The organism is Tardiphaga sp. P9-11, assembly GCF_008329525.1.
In the GTDB taxonomy this organism is placed as follows: domain Bacteria; phylum Pseudomonadota; class Alphaproteobacteria; order Rhizobiales; family Xanthobacteraceae; genus Tardiphaga.
On record NZ_NPKQ01000001.1, the window covers coordinates 495059 to 514923 of the forward strand.

Genomic DNA, 19865 nt, shown 5'->3' on the forward strand with positions numbered 1-19865 from the left:
CCAGCAATTTCGTCGTGAGGGCCTGATTTACAACGGCAATTCCGGCTCGCGGCGGGCGTTGCGTCGGGCCGTGGTCTGCGACGGCGAGGAGGCCGAGCGGGCAAAACTCCAGCGGATGCTGGAGGTCTGCTGGGCGTTCTGGTGGATCACGATCTGGGCGGTCCGGCGCGGCCCGTCATTGCCGGCCAGGAATACGCTGTCCTCCAGCTCGACCTTGTCGTCGAGCGCCTCGAAGGTCCAGACGTCGCGGTTCGGCAATACCAGCATGACGCCGCGGGCGTCGCTGAGCCGGCTGGCCTTTACTGAGGGATGCAGGTGGAAGCGCAGCGCGTAGTCGGTGTTACTGCCTTTGAGTCGTGCACCGGGCGCTGCCGCAACGATGTCCTCGCCTTCGAGCTTCGAGCCGTCCTCGGAGATCATCAGCACGCGCCGATGTGTGATGCCGAAGCGCGGCTGGTAGCCGTCATGCGAGGTGGTCAGTATGGTGCCGTTCGAGTTGATCTCGCGATAGCTCTCCACCACATGCGGGCCGTTGACGATCGGCGCGCCCTGCAGAAACTTCTTCATCGCGCTGCGTTCGATGAACTGGCACGACGAGGTGTTGTGATAGGTCATCGTCGAATGCGCGGGCGTGCCGCGCGCGAAAGCGCGCCAGTTGTCGCGTCCGGTGGATGGCATGCCGCAATTGATGACAATGCGACTCGGGCCAGACGAGAGTTCGAATGACAGCGTGCCAGCATGCGCGTCATGGCTAACGCTCGGCGGCGGCGGCGGACCAGTGTCGATGATCACCGTCATCTGGCCCGCTTCGAGGCGCTGAAATCCGGTATGCGGCATATGTGCCATCGGCACGCCGTGGGTATCGTCATAGGCCAGCAGCGTTGCCAGCAGATGTGACGGCGCATTGCTCATGCCGTTGAATAGCGCGAACGATCCATCGCCGTGGCGGAAGAATCGCAGCATCGGCATCATCCGATCGATGGCATTCAGCAACGCGGGTGGCGGCGCTATATTACGTGCAGCAAAGGTCTGCCGCAGTGGCAGCAGATCGATCAGCAGCTCGATCAGTGCACCGGGATTGCGCGAGATGTGTCCGCCATCGGGGAGGATCTGACGCTGCAATTCGTCGGAGAGTTTGCGCGTCGCGGTGCGGATCTGGCGCGCCTGGTTGGCAAGGCAGAGCGAGGCGTAACACAGCGCAATGAGCACCTGCAGCTTCGGCACGCCATCGGGGGCGTGCGACAGCGCGTAGCGAAGCGAGCGGATCTCGCGGCTGAGCGAGCGCAGATAGCGGCGATAGAATTTGCCGTCGGTGTCGCCGAGCACCAGCGGCGCCTGCGACAGCAGCGAAATCACGCGGCGGGCGATGACATCGGCACGGCGGCCGATGGGGCGCTTGCGCGACGGATTCGACATCCAGTCATCGATCAGCGAACGCGCATTGGCGCGCGTGATGGCGGTGTCGGCGGCGCGCAGATGGCGCAGCCAGCCGAAGCCGAGTAGTGAGACTTCCCAGTCTTCCGACGGCGGCTCCAAATCGAAGATCGAGCGGCCGTGACAGGTAACGATCTTGCCGGCGAAGACGAAGCGCCCGGCGTAGATCTCGGCTGCACGAGTGGCGTCGGTGGTGCGCAGATCATGCGGCGCGATGATTAGGCGATCGGTACGTCCGGGCCACAGCCTCGCCAGCGCTGCCGATCCTCCAGACGCGCGCGACATCGCGCTCCGCGCGAAGCGGCCGAGGATTAGCCCCGAGATACGTCTGCGATGAGCGACCACGCGCGCCTTGAACTGGAGAGAAAGGGTTATTGCGAATCCTTTTAGCCGGAAACGCGGTCCGCACACAGTACAAGGAGGCCCCCTGTGGAAGCCTCGCGAATCGGGAGATTACTCTGTGAATATCAGGATTTAATCAGTCGCGCCGCATAGAAGCCGTCGAGCCCGCCGAGCCGGGGGTCGGCATGGGGCATATGGCTCGGCAAAGTGCGCAGATCGCCCTCGGGGGTGACGATCTCGGCCAAGCCTGCCACTTCGCTGGCGTCGGCCGGGGCGCGGCGCATGCTGGAGTCCTTGGCCAGCAGGTCAGCGATGGCCTGTTCGCCTTCTTCGGGCTCCAGCGAACAGGTGCAATAGACTAGGGTTCCGCCGGGCCTCAGGATGGAGGCGGCCTTCTGCAGCAGCCGCCGTTGCAGCGCAGTCAGCATGACGATGTCGGAGTCCTGTTTCAGCCAGGCGACGTCCGGATGCCGCCGGATGGTGCCGGTCGAGGAGCAGGGCGCGTCCAGCAACACCGCGTCGAAGCCCTCGCCGGGAAATTCAGCGCCATCGACGACGACGGTCTCGGCTTCCAGCGACAGCCGCGCCAGATTTTCGCGCAGCCGCGCCACCCGGTTCGGCGAGCGGTCAACGGCAGTGACCTGCGCGCCGCCCTGGACCAATTGTGCAGTCTTGCCACCCGGTGCGGCGCAGAGATCGACGATGCGTTTGCCCTTGAGGTCGCCGAACAGCCGAGCTGGGAGTGCCGCCGCTGCGTCCTGCACCCACCATTGGCCGTCATCGAAGCCGGGCAGCATGGTCACCGACCCCTGCAGCAAGGTTCGGACGGAACCCGTTGGAAGCACTTCGCCGTGCAGGCGTGTAGCCCAGGCATCGGCTTCGGATTTCACGGTGAGGTCGAGACATGGCTCATGGCTCAGTGCCACGGCCATTTCCTTCGCGGCCGTCTCGCCGTAATGCGCCGTCCAGCGCGCCATCAGCCATGGCGGGATGTCGAGAGTCTGGGCGGCCACTTCGTCGATCAGCGGCTGCCCTTCACGCGCACAGCGCCGCAATACGGCATTGACCAGTCCGGCATATTTCGCGGCACGGCGATCGGACTGTACCATGCGGACCGACAGATCGACGGCGGCATGATCCGGCACATCCATCCAGAGGATCTGGGCCGCGCCGATCAGGAGCGCACTTTGCGCACGCGGGGCATCGGTGGGAACACCACGGTCGAGCAGGCGGGAGAGAATATGCCCGAGCGTGCCGAGCCGGCGTAGGATCGTCGCAACCAGACGTCGCATCAGCGCGCGGTCGCGGTCGGATAAGGTTTTCAGACCGGGATGGGCGGCCGCACCTTCGAGCTGGTCGTCGAGGGTCCGATGCTTGTGCAACACGCCGTCGAGAATATCCGCCGCAATCCGTCGCGCGGCGAGGCCGGGGACCTCGGTTGGCGGTGCGTATCTTACTTGCGACATGCTAAAACATCACGACGGAGGGCGGGCAATGGCGCTGGCAGGCTCAGCATGCGGCCACTGGATGGGAGCGATTCTGTCGCATGCGAATATGCCAAATGTAAGAATCGCCCTTATATGCTCATAGTCGAACGGCAACTGTTCGACATTGATTTATGTAACGCGTGCCGCCCTTGCCGGTTCAGCAGGAAACCTGAGATGAACGACATTCCTTCCGAGTCCGCAACGTCTTTGCCCGAGCCTGAGCCGGCACCGAAGAAAGTTTTGACGCCCGCCGCGCAGCGCGCACTGGCCGAGGCAGAAGAACGTCGGGCTGCAGCTGCAGCGGCACATACTGCGGCGAAAGCGAAAGAGTTTCAGGGACCTGAAGGCCCGGAGCCCACGCGCTTTGGCGACTGGGAGCGTAAGGGCATTGCGTCCGACTTCTAACTCTTCGGATCACTGAGCCAGATTCTTCTGGCTGGTTGTTTCGACTCACATTATCGCAGGACGATGACCCCAGCATCGCGCATTCACCGTGCGTCGCCGTGGCGATCCCGCATGTCTGCGGCGATGCCGTGGGTATTCGTGCTTGGCCTGGCCGCCGGCACCACGCTGCCGGTGAAGCGTTGGCTGCCGTTCCTGCCCGGCGTGGATCAGACCGAGGCCGCCCGCGATTCCGAGGCGATCATCAGGCGCGCCGGCAATGCCGAGGCGCGCTACCCGATCGAGATGCGCTATGCCATCGACGGCGATACTTTTGGCGCGCGCGTTCACCTTGGCTCGGGTGAAGACGTCAGCGTACGCATTCGTTTGCGGGGCATCGATGCGCCGGAGCTGAAGGGGCAATGTGCGCGCGAGATTCAGAAAGCAGAAACCGCGACGGGCGCACTGACCAAGTTGCTCCGCGAGGGAAGCCTCACGATCTACAATATCGGGGCTGACAAATATCCCGGCCGCGTGGTCGCCGATGTAGCGACCAGGCAAACGCCAAACGTGTCTGCAGCAATGCTCAACGCAGGGCACGCGCGCCCGTATGGTGGTGGTCATCGCAGCGGCTGGTGCACTGGAAACTGAATGCCCGCGTCACGCCAAGAAAAAGCCGCGCATATGCGCGGCTTTTCAGAATGGCGAAGCTGACAGCAATCAACGCTGGGTGACGATCACCGGCGTGCCGACGGTGACCCGTGAAAAGAGGTCGGTGATGTCTTCGTTATACATGCGCACGCAACCGTAAGAGACATAGCCGCCGATCGAATTAGGCCGGTTGGTGCCGTGGATGGCATATTCGCCGCCGGCGAGGGTCATCGCAGCAACGCCCATCGGATTGGCTGGCGAGCCGCCAGCGATCACGTCCGGGATGCTCGGATTGTCGCGCTTGACGTCGGCGGGCGGAGCCCAGGCCGGCTGACGGTACTTGCCATCGATCTTGGTGGCGCCGGCCCACTGTTTGCCGGGTTTGCCGACGCCGACGGGATAGCGCACCGCCTGACCCTGTTCGAGCACAAGATAGAGCTTACGCTCGTTCGTCTTCACGACGATGGTGCCGGGTGCATAATCACCGTGGAAGCCAACCAGATTGGGCGCCGCCTGCGCGGCAGGGATCATCAGGGCGCCAACGACAACGGTGGCTGCCAGCGCACCTGCAATCTTCAAGGACATCGAGCTCTCCAGTTCGGCCCGGCCGTTGTGGCCGACGAGGTCGTGCCGCCCTCAAGGCGGCGAAAACAATTGCACACGGGAAATTCTCAACCAGTCGCGTAAACAACCGGTCTCTGCCGGCGCGAGGGACCGCGCCAACGAGGGCCTAAAGAGGAAATCTGCTGAACAAAGTAAATGCCCGGAAAACAACACTCGCCCTAAAATGGCCGGGCGGCGGCCATACGGCCCTGACAATCGCGTGAGAGCAGCGATGCGATGCGTTGCAGGTCACTAGGCTAACGTGAAGGCCTCATGGACCGCGGATTGTACCGCGCCGCCGAGGACGGCACCGCCGCCAGCCACATAGATCCAGTCGCCAATGACCGTGGCGCCGACCGCATGGCGCGGGGTCAGCATCGGTGCGTGGCTCTGCCAGGTGTCGGAGACCGGATCGTAGCTTTCCATCTGTCCGTACACCTTGCCCTGGGTGAGCTGGCCGTTCTGTACCACGCCGGATTCGCCGCCCATGGCGAACAGCCGGTCGCGATACACGACAAGGCCATGGCCTGAACGGGTCGTCGGCAGTGCAGCGCGCAGCTCCCATGTGTCGCGCTCAGGCAGATACACATGATGCAAATCGGTATTGTACTCGAACGTATTGAAACGCCCGCCGATCACATGGATTACGCCGCGGGTGGCAACGCAGCCGACATGGTCGCGCGCGCCGGGCAGTGCCTTGCGGGTCTCCCATTTATCGGTCTTGGGATCATAGACCTCGTGCCAGCTGACACTGGCGCGCTCGGCCGCCGGTTCCGACGCGCCGCCGATCAGATGGATCTTGCCATTCAGCGCAACGGCGGCACCGGCACCGCGTGGTCGCGGCAAAGGCGCGATATTGTCCCAGCGGTTGGCGGCTACATCGTAGGCATAAGCGTTCTGATCCGAGCCGCGGTTCTGCTGCATGAAGCCGCCAAGCGCATAGACGCGTCCGGCATCGGCTGCGACTGAGACATGGTTGGCGCCGCGCGGCAGCGGCGCGGCGTCGAGCCATTGATCCGAAGCGGGATTGTAGACGTGGTGATAGGGGCGGTCGACGCGGCCTTCGCCATAGCCGCCGACGATATGCATGCGATCGGCCCATGAAGTCGCCCAGGCCATCTCGCTGCGCGGCAAGGGCAGCGCCGCACGCGATATCCACTTGCCTTGCGGCCCTTTCGGCGCCGGACTCTCCGTGACGCGTTGTGCTTCCTGCTCGGGCGTCATGTGATGCGGCACGCCACCTTGCAATTTGGCGTAGGGCTCTTTCGACGACGGCGCCGCAGGCAATGCTGGATGACCAGCATGTTGCGCGCGGGCGGAGACTCCGCCCGCGACAACTGCAGCACTTCCCAACACGAATGACCGACGGTCCATCACATCGCTCCGTGTTTGCCGGTCAGCGTGGGCGTTAGTTTATACGCCTGGCTTCTTGTTCTGCCGATGCTCGACGAGGTCGGTCACCACGGCGGGATCGGCCAGTGTCGATGTATCACCCAGAGATGACGGTTCATCCTCCGCGATCTTGCGCAGGATGCGGCGCATGATCTTGCCGGAGCGGGTCTTGGGCAGGCCGGGCGCGAACTGAATGAGGTCCGGCGAGGCGATCGGGCCGATGTCCTTGCGGACCCAGGCCACCAGCTCCTTGCGCAGCTCCTCCGTCGGCTCGATGCCGTTCATCAGTGTGACATAAGCGTAGATGCCCTGCCCCTTGATGTCGTGCGGATAGCCGACCACGGCGGCTTCCGACACTTTCTCATGCGCAACCAGCGACGACTCCACTTCGGCGGTACCCATGCGGTGGCCGGAGACATTGATTACGTCATCGACGCGGCCGGTGATCCAGTAATAGCCGTCGGCATCGCGGCGGCAGCCGTCGCCGGTGAAGTACTTGTTCTTGTAGGTCGAGAAGTAGGTCTGCTCGAAGCGGGCGTGATCGCCATAGACCGTGCGCATCTGACCCGGCCATGACTTGGCAATGCAGAGATTGCCCGAGGTCTCGCCGTCGAGCACCTTGCCGTCCGCATCGACGATCTCGGGCACGACGCCGAAGAACGGCCGCGTCGCGGAGCCGGGCTTGAGCTTCGTCGCGCCGGGCAGTGGCGTGATCAGAATGCCGCCTGTCTCGGTCTGCCACCAGGTATCGACGATCGGCGCGCGCGCCTCGCCGACGACATGATAGTACCACTCCCAGGCTTCCGGATTGATCGGCTCGCCAACAGAGCCCAGCAGGCGCAGGCTCTTGCGCGAGGTTTTCTTTACGGGCTCGTCGCCGGCCTGCATCAGCGCGCGGATTGCGGTTGGCGCGGTGTAGAAGATGTTGACCTGATGCTTGTCGATCACTTCCCAGAAGCGCGACATCGACGGATAGTTTGGCACACCTTCGAACATCAGCGTGGTCGCGCCGTTGGCCAGCGGTCCATACAGAATGTAGCTGTGACCGGTGACCCAGCCGACGTCGGCGGTGCACCAGTAGATATCGCCCTCATGATAGTCGAACACATATTGATGAGTCATCGACGCGAATAGCAGATAGCCGCCGGTGGTGTGCAGCACGCCCTTGGGCTGGCCGGTGGAGCCTGACGTATAGAGGATGAACAGCGGATCTTCCGCATTCATTGGCTCGCACGGACATTCGGTGGTGACGACTTCGGCGGCCTCGCGGTACCAGAAGTCACGGGCGGGATCCATGTTCACCGGCGTGCCGGTGTGCTTGACCACGACGACCCAGTCGACGCCGCCGGCCTTGGCAACCGCTGCATCGACATTGTTCTTCAGCGGCACTTTCTTGCCGCCGCGCAGACCTTCATCGGCGGTGATGATGATCTTGGACTGGCAGTCGGTGATGCGCTGCGCCAGCGAGTCCGGCGAGAAGCCGGCGAAGACCACCGAGTGGATCGCGCCGATGCGTGCACAGGCGAGCATCGCATAGGCCGCTTCCGGAATCATGGGCAGATAGATGGTGACGCGGTCGCCCTTGCCGACATTGCGGTTGCGCAGCACGTTGGCCATCTTGCAGACTTCGTCGTGCAGTTCCTGATAGCTGATGTGCTTCGACTGCGACGGGTCGTCGCCTTCCCAGATGATCGCGGTCTGATTGGCGCGCTTCGGCAAATGGCGGTCGATGCAGTTATAGGCGGCGTTCAACACGCCGTCCTCGAACCACTTGATCGAGATCTTGCCTGGGGCAAAGGACGTGTTTTCGATCTTGGTTGGGGCGTGGGACCAGTCGAGGCGTTTGGCCTGCTCGGCCCAGAAGCCGTTGGGGTCGCTGATCGAGCGCGCATACATCTCGTTGTATTTCGCGTCGTCGACGAAGGCGCGCGTCGTCCACTCAGCCGGTACGTCGTAAATCTTGTCGGACATCATCCCCTCCACCACCGTGCGACCGCTGCGCGAATTCGCCGCCAGCCGGTTCTCGTTGCGCGCAATATGCGCCGGGGCGAGATAGCGGGACAAGCCGGAACGGACTAGGCCTTTGGTCGGTCTGCAAGGTCGCGGTCCCGATCACGTTCGCGTTTCACCGGCCTCCAAACCTTCATCATAAAGCCAATTCACGGCAAAAACGGTAGCCGGCAACCGGAGGTGCGTGCCTGTGGACTCGCAATAGTTGCGGGAAGCCCCTAAATCGCCCTCGCACGGATGGGCGAGCCGGCCCGGAACCAAAAATCAATAAACGGCATTAGCAGAGACACAGGGCCGACGAGGCAGATAACGCTATGATGGAACAGCAGAATTTCGCGCCTTCTCGGGCCGCTTCCGCCCGTTCCCTCGTGCGGCCAGCTCGTATGTCCACCAAGCCAAGCCCCGCAAGTGTGGAGGTCTTGGCCCGTGAAATGGGCCTGACGCTTGGAGATCAGTCCGAGCTGACGATCCGCCGGCTTAAGCGCGGAAAATCTTATTCCTTCGTCAGGGCCAACGGCACCCCGATCAAGCATATCGGCACGATCAAGCGGCTGAACTCCATGGCGGTGCCCCCGGCCTATGCCGAGGTCCGCTATGCCGTTGATCCTACATCGCATTTGCAGGCCGTAGGCCGCGACGCGGCCGGCCGGCTGCAATACCGCTATCACTCGGACTGGGAGAAGGTCCGCGAGCAACGCAAGGCGCATCGGCTGGCCAAGCTGGTGGCGGCACTGCCGAAGATTCGCCGCAACGTCTCGGCCCTGTTGGCTGGTGATGAACCGACGCGGGAGTTTGCGCTGGCAACCGTGATCGAGCTCGTGACACGCACGGCAATTCGCGCCGGCAACGAAAGCCATATGAAGGTCAGCGGCACCCGCGGCGCCACCACGCTGATGAAATCGAATGTGCAGCTCGAAGATGACTGCATCGTGCTGAGCTTCAAGGCTAAGGGCGGCAAGGCGGTGCGCAAGGAAACCAACGCTACAAAGCTGGTCCGCGCCATCGGCATCCTGCACGACGTGCCGGGCAAGCGCCTGTTCCAGTATCGCGACAATGCGGGTCGCATTCACAAGGTCAACACGGCGGCAGTGAACGCGTTTCTGCGCGATATAGCTGGCATCAAGATTTCGCTGAAGGATTTCCGCACGCTGATGGCGTCGGCGACGGTGGTTGAGACGCTATCGCGGATCGAGCCGGCAGCAAGCGCACGTGGTCGCAAGAAGCAGGTACTCGACGCCGTGCGTTCAGCGGCGGACGAGTTGCAAAATACGGCGGCGATCTGTCGCAAGAGCTATGTGCATGACACCATCGTCACCGCTTTCGAGGATGGTCTTCTCGCCCGCCTCGCTGCGACGCAGACGGGTTATCGCTCGCAATCGAAGCGCGAGCACCTTCTGGCGCAGGTGGTGGCAGAGGCGGGGTAGTTACGCCAGCGTCCAAACCGCCGTATTCTTGATCTCGGCATCTTCGAGATCGCGTGTCACCGGCACCTTGTACTCGGCCAGCTTGCGCAGCTTGTCTTTCGGCAGATAGGTACGGCCGGGGTCGCCGATCAGCACTGTCGTGCCCCGCATCGCTTGCGCGGACAGAAAAGCGAAAGCGCGCTCTGCGGTGTCGCGTTCGTAGAAAATATCTCCCGCCAGAATCGTTTGTGTATCGGGCGCAGATGAGCCGTCAAGCAGGTCATCGCCACGCGGTTCGATCGCAACACCATTCTCAGTAGCGTTCAGCACGATCGCTGTTCGTGCGAAGGCATCGATGTCATAGGCGAAGACGCGGTTAGCCCCAGCCTTCATCGCAGCGATAGCCACAAGCCCCGAACCTGACGCGAGATCGATGATAGTTTTGCCGGCAACATGCTTGTGATGATCGAGGATGTAGCGGGCCAGTGCTTGACCGCCCGCCCAGGCGAAGGCCCAGAATGGCGGAGGCAGTCCGGCTTCGCCGAGTTCCTCCTCCGTCTTGCTCCATAGCGGCACGGCTTCGTCGGCCGTGTGTAGCACAATGTCCGGCACCAGGGGCACCGGCAGCAGGCGCGTATTGGCGCGGATGAAAGCAACGGGATCGGTGATCGCAGGTTTAGCCGCGCCGTTGGCGCTCATGACCATGCCGAACGAGCGCGTATGCGCGCGGTCACAATCCGCCCATCTTGCAGACGAGTTTCCATTCTTCCGGTGTCACGGGCTGCACCGACAATCGCGACAGTTTCAGCAGCGCCATTTCGCTGAGGCGCGGTTCGGCCTTTACGGCGACCAGCGTCACCGGCGTCTTCAGGGGCTTGTCGGCGGCGATATCGACGCAGACGAACTTGCCGGATTCATCGGTCGGATCGGGATAGTGCTCTTTCACGATCTCGGCGATCCCGACGACTTCCTTGCCTTCGTTTGAGTGATAGAAAAAGGCGCGATCGCCCTTCTTCATGGCCATCATGTTGAGTTTGGCGCTGTGGTTGCGCACGCCGGTCCAGGCTTCGCCCTTTTTGCCCTTCGCGACCTGCTGATCCCACGACCACACCGAAGGCTCGGATTTCACCAGCCAGTATTTCATCCCGTCTCTAACCTTCTGCCTTGAATGGTCGCGTCAACAGGCCTTCGATGACCTGATCGATGGTCGCTCCGCCGGCCAGAATTGCCGCCACGGCTTTTGCCACCGGCATATCGACGCCCTTCGATGTTGCAAGCTCGATTAGCACCGGCGCCGTGAATTCACCCTCGGCGAGTTTGTCGCGCGCCGGCTGTTCGCCGCGGCCGAGCGCGACGCCGAGTGAAAAATTGCGCGATTGCGCGCTTGAACAGCTCAGGATCAGGTCGCCCAATCCTGACAGGCCCGACAGCGTCTCGGTGCGCGCGCCACATGCGATGCCTAGTCGCAGCAATTCGCTGAAGCCGCGCGTGGTCAGTGCCGCGAGGGCCGAGGCGCCGAGCTGTTTGCCCGCGACAATGCCGGCAGCAATAGCCAGCACGTTCTTGGCCGCGCCGCCGATCTCGACGCCGCGCACATCGGTGGAGTGATAGGGACGGAACGTCGCCGAACCCAAAGCCTGTACGAGTGCGATAGCGATGTCCTCGTCGGCGCAGGCGAGTGTTACTGCTGTGGGTAGACCAGCCGCGACATCGTTAGCGAAATTCGGTCCCGACAGGATGGCCGGGATCGCCTGCGGCGCGACGTCGGCGATGACTTCCGTCATGAATTTGTGGCTGCCGCGCTCGATGCCCTTGGCGCAGGCGACCACCGGAATGCCCGCCGGCAATAAAGGCACGAACGCGGTCAGTGCCTCGCGCAACTGCTGCGATGGGACCGCGAGCAAAATGATATCGGCGCGCGCCGCCAGCGAAAGGTCGGCGGTGACGAAGACGGAGTCGTCGATGGCAGTGCTGGGTAGTCGCGGGTTGGCACGCGACGACTGCATCAGCTCCGCGGCTGCAGCGGAGCGTGCATAGAGCACGACCTCGCGGCCAGCACGTGCAGCGACATCGGCCAGCGCTGTGCCGTAAGCACCAGCGCCGATTACCGCCACTGAGTTGAAGTCGGCCATGGTGTGTCCGTCAGTAAGCCGCGCGGGATTTGGAATGGCCGGCCGGCGCCTTGGCATCGGCGTCGAGCAACCAGCGCGCGCGAGGCGGTGCTTCCATCGTGTCGGTCAGTCCCAATGCCAGACGCTCAGCCCCGGCCCAAGCGATCATCGCGCCGTTGTCGGTGCACAGTGCCGGCGGTGGAATGATCAGCGTCGTCTGCGCTTTGGCTGCGACTGCCTGCAGCGCGCCGCGGATGGCCTGGTTGGAGGCGACGCCGCCGGCCGCGACCAGCGCATGCGACGGGCCGAATTGCGCTTCGAACAATTTGAGGCCGACGCTCAATCGATCCGCCGTCGATTCCAGCGCCGCCGCCTGAAAACTGGCGCAGAGGTCGGCGATGTCCTGCTCTTCCAGCGGGATCAGCCGGCTCGCCTCGTTGCGGACAGCAGTTTTGAGACCCGATAGCGAGAAATTCGCGTCCGGCCGGCCGAGCATCGGCCGCGGAAAGGCAAAGCGTTTGGGATCGCCGCCCGATGCGGCGCGTTCCACTTGTGGGCCGCCGGGATAGGGCAGGCCGAGCATCTTGGCGACCTTGTCGAAGGCTTCGCCCATGGCGTCATCGACGGTGGTCCCAAGCCGGACATATTGGCCGACGCCGAGCACCGCGACGATCTGGGTATGACCGCCGGACACGAGGAACAGGCAATACGGAAACGCCAGCGCGGTGGTCAGCCGCGGTGTCAGCGCATGGGCTTCGAGATGGTTCACGGCCACCAGTGGGGTATCATGCACCATCGCGATCGCTTTTGCGGTGGTGAGACCCACGATCACGCCGCCGATCAGGCCGGGCCCGGCGGCCGCAGCGACGCCGCTCAATTGCGCGAAATTGACGTCGGCGTCCTTCATGGCGCGGCCGACAATGCCGTCGAGCAGATCGATATGGGCGCGCGCAGCGATTTCCGGGACCACGCCGCCATAGGGCGCGTGGTCGTCGGTCTGCGAATAGACGATATTGGACAGGATCTTGCCGCTGCCGTCGGGCTGGCGTTCGATGACGGCGGCTGCGGTTTCATCGCAGGTCGTCTCGATTCCCAGCACCAGCATCGGTTGGTCGGTGGTCACTATCGGTCCTTGCTAAATCAGCCAAATCCGGGCTTTTTCTGTCCCCGGCGTAGCATTGCGGGGTCGCAAGGTGCAATCACTCGATGCCCTATGGCCTGCGAGCCCCTGAAACCGGACCTCAGATATGGCTATTCTTGTCACTCGCCCGCAGCCGGACAATACGAGTACCGCCGCCGCCTTGCGCGCGCGGGGCGCCGCCGTGTTGGCGGCGCCGATGCTGCGCTTCGAAAAGGTGATGCTATCCATCGATACGGACGCGGATTTCGGGGCCGTGATCGTGACCTCGGCCAATGCGCTGCGCGCGCTCGCCGATCAGCCGGTGCAGGCAACCCTGCTTCATCTGCCGTTATTCGCGGTCGGCGACAAGACCGCCCTGGCCGCGCGCGATCTTGGCTTCGCCAAGGTCCTGTCGGCTGATGGTGATGCCGCGGCGCTGCGTGAGCTCCTGACGGAGAGCAGCAAGAGCAGGCTTCTGAACAAAGACCGTCCGCTTCTGTATCTGGCGGGCGCCGATCTGGCGCGGGATCTCGCCGGTGAACTCGGCGCGCGGGGTTTTACGGTGGTGACACAAACCACCTACCGGATGATGCCGGTGGCCGATCTGCCCGATGATGTCGCCGCGGCCTTCGTGGCCGGCAAGGTGGAGGCCGTCCTGCATTATTCGCGGCGGAGCGCTCGGGCATTCTTCCAGGCGGCGGGGCTTTCGGGCGTCGAAATCGCCGCGCTCGCAGTTCCACATTATTGCCTGTCGGCTGCCGTCGGCACGATCGCGCATGATGCGGGGGCCACTCAGGTTGTGGTGGCGCAGACCCCGGACGAAAATGCCCTGTTCGCGGCACTGGACCGTGCCATCGCGCCATTATCGCGTTAAGACTGCTGTGACCAAATCCCGCTAGGGATCGGGCATGTCACAAGGAAACCGACGCCATGGTCGACGATAACGAGACAGGATCGTCTCTGGGTGCGGGCCGGCCCAAGCGCCCGCCGCCGACCATCGAATTGACCGCGGGCGAGGTCACCGAGCGCCCGGCTGCTGGGGAGCCCGCGACACCGGAAACGCTATCTGAGCCAATCGATACCGCGCCGTCGGACATGCCGCCATTCGAGCCCGCTGAAGAAGCTGCAGCCGAAGCGCGTAAGCCCGCGGCGCCTGCGCGAGCACCTGTCCTGGTTCCCGCAGCCGTTGGCGCCGTCGCCGGTGCGCTTGTGGCGGGGATTGCGTGGTTCGGCTTGAGTGGCCTCGACTTGAGCGACAAGGCTGACGTCGATGCGCTGGCCTCTCGCGTTGCGCAGATCGAAACGCGTCCGGTCGCCGCGCCGGACAGGAGTCTGGCGACGCGGATCGATACGCTCGAGAAATCTATCGCTGTCTTGCGCGGCGAGCTTGCTGCCGCGAAGACGCAATCGGATCGTGTCGTTGCCGATCTCAATCAACTCAAATCCGCGCCGCGCACGGCGGATGGGGTGGTCGATCTCGAGCCGATCAATGAGCGGCTCGGACAGATCGAACGTACCGCCAGCGAGCTGAAGTCAGCGGCTGCGCAACAGAATGCTAAGCCGGTCGATGACGCCGCCTTGCGTCGTGTCGTTGCGGCGTCGCTGCTCGATACGTCGGTGCGCCAAAGCGAGCCGTATGCGGCAGCCCTTGCGGCCGTCAAACCGCTTGCAAGCAATGCCAATCAGCTAAAGCCACTCGATGCGTTTGCAACGACGGGCGTGCCGAATGCAGCTGCGCTCAGCCGCGAGCTACTCGCATTGCTGCCGAAGCTCACGCCCGCTCCGACGGCCGCATCTGCCGCGGGCGCAGGTTTCATGGATCGTCTGCAGACCGGTGCGGCAAAGTTGGTCCGCATCGAGCGCACCGACGCTGTCGGCGCAGGTAACGGCGGCGCCGTTGCGCGCGCGGCGGCCGCTGCGCGTAGCAATGATATCGCCGCGGCCAGGCGTGAATTGCTCACACTGTCGCCGGCAGATCGCGCGGCGGTTCAGCCCTGGCTCGATAAAGTCGATATGCGCGATGCAGCGCTGGCGGCTTCACGTCAATTCGCAGCCGACGCGATGGCGGCGCTCTCCAAACCGGCGCCGTAGGAATCCGATGTTTCGCATCATTCTGTTTCTTGTGTTGATAGCGCTTGCGGCCGCGGGTGCCGCCTGGGTCGCCGATCAGCCCGGCGATGTCGTGATATCGTGGGGCGTCTGGCGCGCCTCACCGTCGGTGCCGGTGTTCGTGCTGGTGCTTGGCCTGACAATCGTCGCGGCGGTGCTCGCCTGGTCGCTCCTGCGTGGTTTGTGGCGTGCGCCGCAGCGGATGCGCCGGCGCCGTCACGAGAAGCGTCAGGCGCGCGGGCGTCATGCCATCACTCATGGTTTGCTGGCGATCGGGCAGGGCGATGGTCATGCCGCGCGGCGTCATGCCGATGTCGCCAAGCGTCTGACGACTGACGATCCGCTGGCTCTGTTGCTGCATGCCCAGTCAGCCCAGCTCGATGGCGACCGCGACGGTGCGCATCGCGCCTTTCAGGCGATGGCCGAGCGTGGCGATACGCGGCTGCTGGGTCTGCGCGGCCTGTTCATCGAGGCGCAGCGCAGCGATGATCCCGTTGCCGCCGTCACGATCGCTGAAGAAGCGCTGAAACTGTCGCCGGCATCGACATGGGCCTCGCAGGCCGTGCTCGGCTTCCGCTGCGCGCAGAGCGACTGGACCGGCGCGCTGAAGATTCTCGACAACAATTTCGCCTCTGGACTGATCGATCGCGCGACATTTCGTCGGCAGCGCGGCGTGCTGCTGACGGCACGTGCGTTGGAGCTCGAGACAGCGGATCGCGACCTGTCCCGTGAGAGCGTGACGGAGGCGATCAAGCTGGCGCCGACCTTGGTGCCAGCCGCAGTGCTTGCAAGCCGATTCCAGAGCGAGGCGCATCAGATCCGCCGCGCGATGAAGATCATCGAGACGGCGTGGCTGGCGCAGCCGCATCCGGATCTCGCCGATGCCTATGCGCATGTGAAACTCGGCGATTCCGCGCGGCAGCGGCTGGTGCGCGTCGAGACGCTGGCGTCGAAAGCGCCCGGTCATATCGTAGGCGCATTGGCGATTGCCCGCGCCGCCATCGATGCCGCCGAATTCACGCGCGCGCGCGAAGCGCTGGCGCCATTCACGGCCGACTCCACCCAGCGCGTCGCGATGCTGATGGCGGAAATCGAGCGTACCGAACACGGCGACAGCGGCCGGGCCCGCGCCTGGACGCTGCGGGCCGTGCGCGCGCTGCACGATCCGGTCTGGACTGCGGACGGCTACGTGTCCGATCGCTGGCGGCCGGTGTCGCCGGTCACCGGCCGGATCGATGCATTCCAGTGGCAGACGCCGCTGGCGGCATTGCCTTCGTCGGACAGAGCCTCGACCATCGAGACCGAGATTTTGCGCGAAACCGTGCTAGCCCCACCGCCCGCGATGCCGAAGCCGGCGGTGCCGGTGCCGCCCGAAGTCATGCCCGTTGCGCCGGTTCAGGAACCCGCGCAGGAACCTGAGGCTGCAATACAGTCCGAACCAGCCGCCGAAGCCGCGCTTGAACCTGCCGAAGTGCCGCCACCGCCGCCGAAACCGGCCCCCGCTCCGCCGCCGTTGTTCCGCGACCGCAGCGATATCGCCAGTGCCGCCAGGTCCGCAGTTACCATTCCGGCCGTCATTCCCATCGTCCGGCCTCCGGACGATCCCGGCGTTGATGAGGCGGACGATTATCGCGATGAATTTGCCGAACTGAATGCAGGTCAGCAACAGGGCGGTTGGCGCGGTTTCCTGCGTCGTTGGGGCGGCTGAAGCCCTGTTTCAGGCCGAAATGCCTGGTTTCGGTGGAAGGTTCGTCGCGCTTTTCGGTCGCCGGAGACGTCTCGGCTTCTTGCAAAGCGGAGCCCCGGGCGATATCAGATGCCCCAGCGTTTTCGGCCGAAAAGCCGAATCGCCGCTTGGTTCGCCGCAATAGCTCAGTTGGTAGAGCACGTCATTCGTAATGACGGGGTCACAGGTTCGAGTCCTGTTTGCGGCACCATTTGCGCTCCGGCGCCACCCGTCTAAATCGCAACAATTAGCCGTAGCCTTGGCACCTTACGCAGCCGTGGCAGGCATTTCCAGATCGGCCCAGATTTTCGCGAAATAGGCCTGAAAAGCAGCGTCGGTCCGTAGCGCGACGGGATCGCGACCTGCTTTGGGCAGGTCGATGACATGCAGTGCCCGCACCGTCGCCGGACGTGCGCTGAGCACCAGAACGCGGTCGGCCATCGCAATGGCCTCGCCGATGTCATGGGTGACCAGAATGGCGCTCTTGCCGTTTTCGGCGATGATGCGTGACACGTCGGCCTGCAGCAGCAATCGGGTCTGGAAGTCCAGTGCCGAGAACGGCTCGTCCAGCAGGATCACCTGCGGATCGAACGCCAGCGTGCGCATGATCGCGACGCGCTGGCGCATGCCGCCTGACAGCGTTGCCGGCTTGGCATGTTCGAAGCCGGCGAGGCCATAGGCGCGGATCAATTTCATGGCGATGTCGCGTGAGGTCTGTCGCGGCGCGCCGCGCACCTCCAAGCCGAGCATCACATTGTCGATGACGGAACGCCACGGCAGCAGCAGATCCTTCTGAAGCATGTAGCCGACGTGCCCTGCGGCGTCATCGACGCGGATGCCTGCGACCTCGACATGGCCGCGCGTCGGCTTCAGCAAACCGGCGATGACATTGAACAATGTGGACTTGCCGCAGCCAGATGGGCCGACAATGGCCAGGGTTTCGCCTTGCCGCAATTCAAAACTGACGTCGCGGATGGCCTCGACATATTGCTTGCCGGTTCCGAACGATGCGCCGACCTGTTCGGCCCTGAGCACAGCGGATGCGGTCGACGACGATGGTGCAATTGGTGTCATGGCGTTCATGCGTCAACCTCGCTGCAGAAGCCGAGCAGCATGTCATTGAAAACATCGGGGGTTACGGCGGTGAAGGCATGGGCGCCCCATTCTACTTCGCGTACGCGCGCGCCAGGAATGGCGGCGGCGAGTTGTCGCGTGAGATAGGCCGGTACCAGGCTGTCGTCTCGCGACGAGGCGAGCAGTGTGGGCGTAGCAATGGTCGCGAGAGCGTCGCCGGGGTCGAAGGCGAGAAACATGTCGATGCGCGCATTCATCGTCGCCGCTGCCGGGAAGTGCGCGAGGATGCGCTCTTCTTCCGCGTCGAGCCGCGCGGCGTTGTCGGAAATCCATTGTGGCGGATAGAGAAACAGCGGCTGTGCCCGCACATAGGCTTTCGGACCAGACTGATTCAGTATCTGTTTGCGGACCTCAAAGCAGCGCCGCAGGAACGGATCGGCCCGGCCCCAGCCGTTCACCACCACCAGGCTGCGCAGGCGCGCGGGATCGCGCAGGGCAAGTTCAATTCCGACGATGCCGCCGATGGCATGGCCCACCACATGCGCATTTTCGATGCCGGCGTGGTCGAGCACATGCGTGATGTCATCGGCCATGCCGGCGATCGATCGCGATGGCGCAGTGTTATCGGCACTACGGCCGGTGCCGACGTGATCGTAGAGGATGACCTGGTGACGCTGCGCGAGTGCTGCGACCTGTGGCGTCCAGAACGACCCGCTGCCGCCCATGCCGGCAGACATGAGGATCGCCGTACCGTGTCCATGGGTTTCGTAATAGATATCGGCGTTGCCGCCGCTTGCATAAGGCATGACTGGTCTTGCAGGTTCGAGCGATGGAAATCAGAAGCGGAGGCGCCGTTCGATCACGTCGATCGCGCCGTACATCAGCAGTGCTACCGCCATGAGCGCAGCGATGCCGACCCAGACGGCATTCAGATCGTAGAGCACGCCGGCGTAGTAGATCATGTAGCCGAGGCCCTCTTTCGAGGCGATGTACTCGCCGACCACTGCGCCGATCAGCGCGAAGCCGACATTGAGACGGAAGGCGGACACGATCCACGGCATGGCGCCAGGAATGACAACAGTGCGCCAGGTCTTCCATCGGCTGGCGCCGAGCGAGCGCATCAACTTGATCAGGTCGCTATCGACTTCCTTGGCGCCCTGCTGCGCGGTGATGACTGCGACGATGAAGGTGATGATGGCGGCGATGGCGATCTTAGACGAGATGCCGATTCCGAACCACACGATGATCAAGGGCGCGAGTGCGATCTTCGGCAGGCCGTTGAGCGCGATGAGATAGGGGCGCAGCACGGCTGCGCTGGTTGGAAATAGCCAGAGCAGCAGGCCAGCCGCACTGCCAGCGATAGTGCCGATCAGGAATCCGGCGATGGCTTCCCAGGCAGTCAATGCGGAGTCGCGCAGGAGTTCGCCGTTGGCGATCAGGATGGAAGCTTTGGCGAAGATGCCGCTGGGACGCCCATAGAGATAGACGGCGATCCATTTGAAGTGGATCGCAATTTCCCAGGCTGCAAGTAACAGAGCTAGCAGTGCCACTTGCAGCAGCGCGATCCGCAGGACCGGCGGCATCAGCCGCCGTTCGACATTGGCCTGGGTGGCTTCGATAGCCGTCACATCAAGCTCGCTTATGTGCAATCGACGCGATTTCGACGAGACAATCCGGTTTCACCAATCCGCACTGGATGCAGTAGCGGGCTGGCTTCTCGCCGGGGAAGTATTCGGCATAGACTTTATTGACGGCACCGTAATTGGCCCAGTCGGTCACGAAGATGGAGTTGAAGGTGACGTCGGCCATCGTCGCGCCGGCGGCGGTCAGGACACTCTTGATGGTTTCGAGGATGTGCCGGGTCTGCGCAGCCGCGTCGCCGACATGAACGACGTCGTTGTTCTTGTCGAAGGCCAGCGTGCCGGACACATAGATCACGCCATCGGCCATCATGCCGGGTGAGTAAGGTGCGAGCGGTGGATGAGTGCCGGGCGGAATGATCGCGCGATCTGTCATGGGATC

General features: G+C 63.6%; 19 protein-coding genes and 1 tRNA gene. 7 read left to right on the forward strand and 13 right to left on the reverse strand.

The genetic code is table 11. The features are described 5' to 3' along the window. Positions 1-27 precede the first annotated feature (27 nt). Positions 28-1719, reverse strand: a complete 1692-nt coding sequence (locus tag CIW50_RS02315; protein WP_149529659.1) for a heparinase II/III family protein — start codon at positions 1717-1719, stop codon at positions 28-30. A 182-nt stretch (positions 1720-1901) separates the two neighbouring features. After that, positions 1902-3242, reverse strand: a complete 1341-nt coding sequence (locus tag CIW50_RS02320; RefSeq protein ID WP_149529660.1) for an RsmB/NOP family class I SAM-dependent RNA methyltransferase — start codon at positions 3240-3242, stop codon at positions 1902-1904. A gap of 195 nt (positions 3243-3437) precedes the next feature. Here CIW50_RS02320 and CIW50_RS02325 point away from each other — a divergent pair, with 195 nt between their 5' ends. Both CIW50_RS02325 and CIW50_RS02330 read left to right on the forward strand, forming a co-directional pair. Further along, on the forward strand, positions 3438-3668 hold the full coding sequence (locus CIW50_RS02325) for a DUF1674 domain-containing protein (protein ID WP_115033144.1): 231 nt from the start codon (positions 3438-3440) through the stop codon (positions 3666-3668). Positions 3669-3779: 111 nt separating this feature from the next. After that, positions 3780-4295: a thermonuclease family protein gene (locus CIW50_RS02330; protein ID WP_246664104.1), complete on the forward strand. Its 516-nt coding sequence runs from the start codon at positions 3780-3782 to the stop codon at positions 4293-4295. A gap of 69 nt (positions 4296-4364) precedes the next feature. Here CIW50_RS02330 and CIW50_RS02335 read toward each other — a convergent pair whose 3' ends face one another. The 3 genes from CIW50_RS02335 to acs form a co-directional block, all read right to left on the reverse strand. Next, complete coding sequence (locus CIW50_RS02335) at positions 4365-4880, reverse strand: L,D-transpeptidase (RefSeq protein WP_149529662.1); 516 nt, start codon at positions 4878-4880, stop codon at positions 4365-4367. A 270-nt stretch (positions 4881-5150) separates the two neighbouring features. Beyond that, the gene (locus tag CIW50_RS02340) at positions 5151-6272 is read right to left on the reverse strand and encodes a Kelch repeat-containing protein (protein WP_149529663.1); all 1122 of its coding nucleotides are present in this window, start codon (positions 6270-6272) and stop codon (positions 5151-5153) included. Positions 6273-6311: 39 nt separating this feature from the next. Further along, positions 6312-8261, reverse strand: a complete 1950-nt coding sequence (gene acs, locus CIW50_RS02345; protein ID WP_172980231.1) for an acetate--CoA ligase — start codon at positions 8259-8261, stop codon at positions 6312-6314. A gap of 353 nt (positions 8262-8614) precedes the next feature. On the opposite strand from acs, the gene CIW50_RS02350 reads away from it, so the two are divergent. Then, positions 8615-9724 (forward strand): DNA topoisomerase IB, encoded by a 1110-nt coding sequence (locus tag CIW50_RS02350; protein WP_149529664.1) that lies wholly within the window; start codon positions 8615-8617, stop codon positions 9722-9724. Here CIW50_RS02350 and CIW50_RS02355 read toward each other — a convergent pair whose 3' ends face one another. From CIW50_RS02355 to tsaD, 4 genes are read right to left on the reverse strand one after another with little or no spacing between them, the layout of a single operon-like run. Then, positions 9725-10402 (reverse strand): class I SAM-dependent methyltransferase, encoded by a 678-nt coding sequence (locus tag CIW50_RS02355; RefSeq protein ID WP_149529665.1) that lies wholly within the window; start codon positions 10400-10402, stop codon positions 9725-9727. A gap of 31 nt (positions 10403-10433) precedes the next feature. Then, entirely contained in the window at positions 10434-10847 is a 414-nt protein-coding gene (locus CIW50_RS02360; RefSeq protein ID WP_149529666.1) for an EVE domain-containing protein, read from the reverse strand. Between the two features lie 7 nt (positions 10848-10854). Then, entirely contained in the window at positions 10855-11835 is a 981-nt protein-coding gene (locus CIW50_RS02365) for an NAD(P)H-dependent glycerol-3-phosphate dehydrogenase (RefSeq protein ID WP_149529667.1), read from the reverse strand. A gap of 10 nt (positions 11836-11845) precedes the next feature. After that, positions 11846-12919, reverse strand: a complete 1074-nt coding sequence (tsaD, locus tag CIW50_RS02370; RefSeq protein ID WP_149530373.1) for a tRNA (adenosine(37)-N6)-threonylcarbamoyltransferase complex transferase subunit TsaD — start codon at positions 12917-12919, stop codon at positions 11846-11848. 142 nt (positions 12920-13061) lie between these two features. On the opposite strand from tsaD, the gene CIW50_RS02375 reads away from it, so the two are divergent. The 4 genes from CIW50_RS02375 (at position 13062) to CIW50_RS02390 (ending at position 16980) form a co-directional block, all read left to right on the forward strand. Further along, positions 13062-13808, forward strand: coding sequence for a uroporphyrinogen-III synthase (locus CIW50_RS02375; RefSeq protein ID WP_149529668.1), 747 nt, complete (start codon positions 13062-13064; stop codon positions 13806-13808). A gap of 56 nt (positions 13809-13864) precedes the next feature. Next, a complete protein-coding gene (locus tag CIW50_RS02380; protein ID WP_149529669.1) occupies positions 13865-15025 on the forward strand; it encodes a COG4223 family protein in 1161 nt (386 codons plus the stop codon). Positions 15026-15032: 7 nt separating this feature from the next. After that, positions 15033-16751 (forward strand): heme biosynthesis protein HemY, encoded by a 1719-nt coding sequence (locus CIW50_RS02385; protein ID WP_149529670.1) that lies wholly within the window; start codon positions 15033-15035, stop codon positions 16749-16751. A 153-nt stretch (positions 16752-16904) separates the two neighbouring features. Then, a tRNA-Thr gene (locus tag CIW50_RS02390) sits at positions 16905-16980 on the forward strand. A 56-nt stretch (positions 16981-17036) separates the two neighbouring features. Here the strand turns inward: CIW50_RS02390 and CIW50_RS02395 are convergent. From CIW50_RS02395 to rutC, 4 genes are read right to left on the reverse strand one after another with little or no spacing between them, the layout of a single operon-like run. Then, a complete protein-coding gene (locus CIW50_RS02395) occupies positions 17037-17852 on the reverse strand; it encodes an ABC transporter ATP-binding protein (RefSeq protein ID WP_149529671.1) in 816 nt (271 codons plus the stop codon). Next, positions 17849-18649, reverse strand: a complete 801-nt coding sequence (rutD, locus tag CIW50_RS02400; protein ID WP_149529672.1) for a pyrimidine utilization protein D — start codon at positions 18647-18649, stop codon at positions 17849-17851. Before rutD ends, CIW50_RS02395 begins: the two co-directional genes overlap by 4 nt. Before the next feature lie 30 nt (positions 18650-18679). After that, complete coding sequence (locus CIW50_RS02405; RefSeq protein ID WP_149529673.1) at positions 18680-19471, reverse strand: ABC transporter permease; 792 nt, start codon at positions 19469-19471, stop codon at positions 18680-18682. A gap of 1 nt (position 19472) precedes the next feature. Next, the gene (rutC, locus tag CIW50_RS02410; RefSeq protein WP_093757765.1) at positions 19473-19859 is read right to left on the reverse strand and encodes a pyrimidine utilization protein C; all 387 of its coding nucleotides are present in this window, start codon (positions 19857-19859) and stop codon (positions 19473-19475) included. Between the last annotated feature and the right edge of the window lie 6 nt (positions 19860-19865).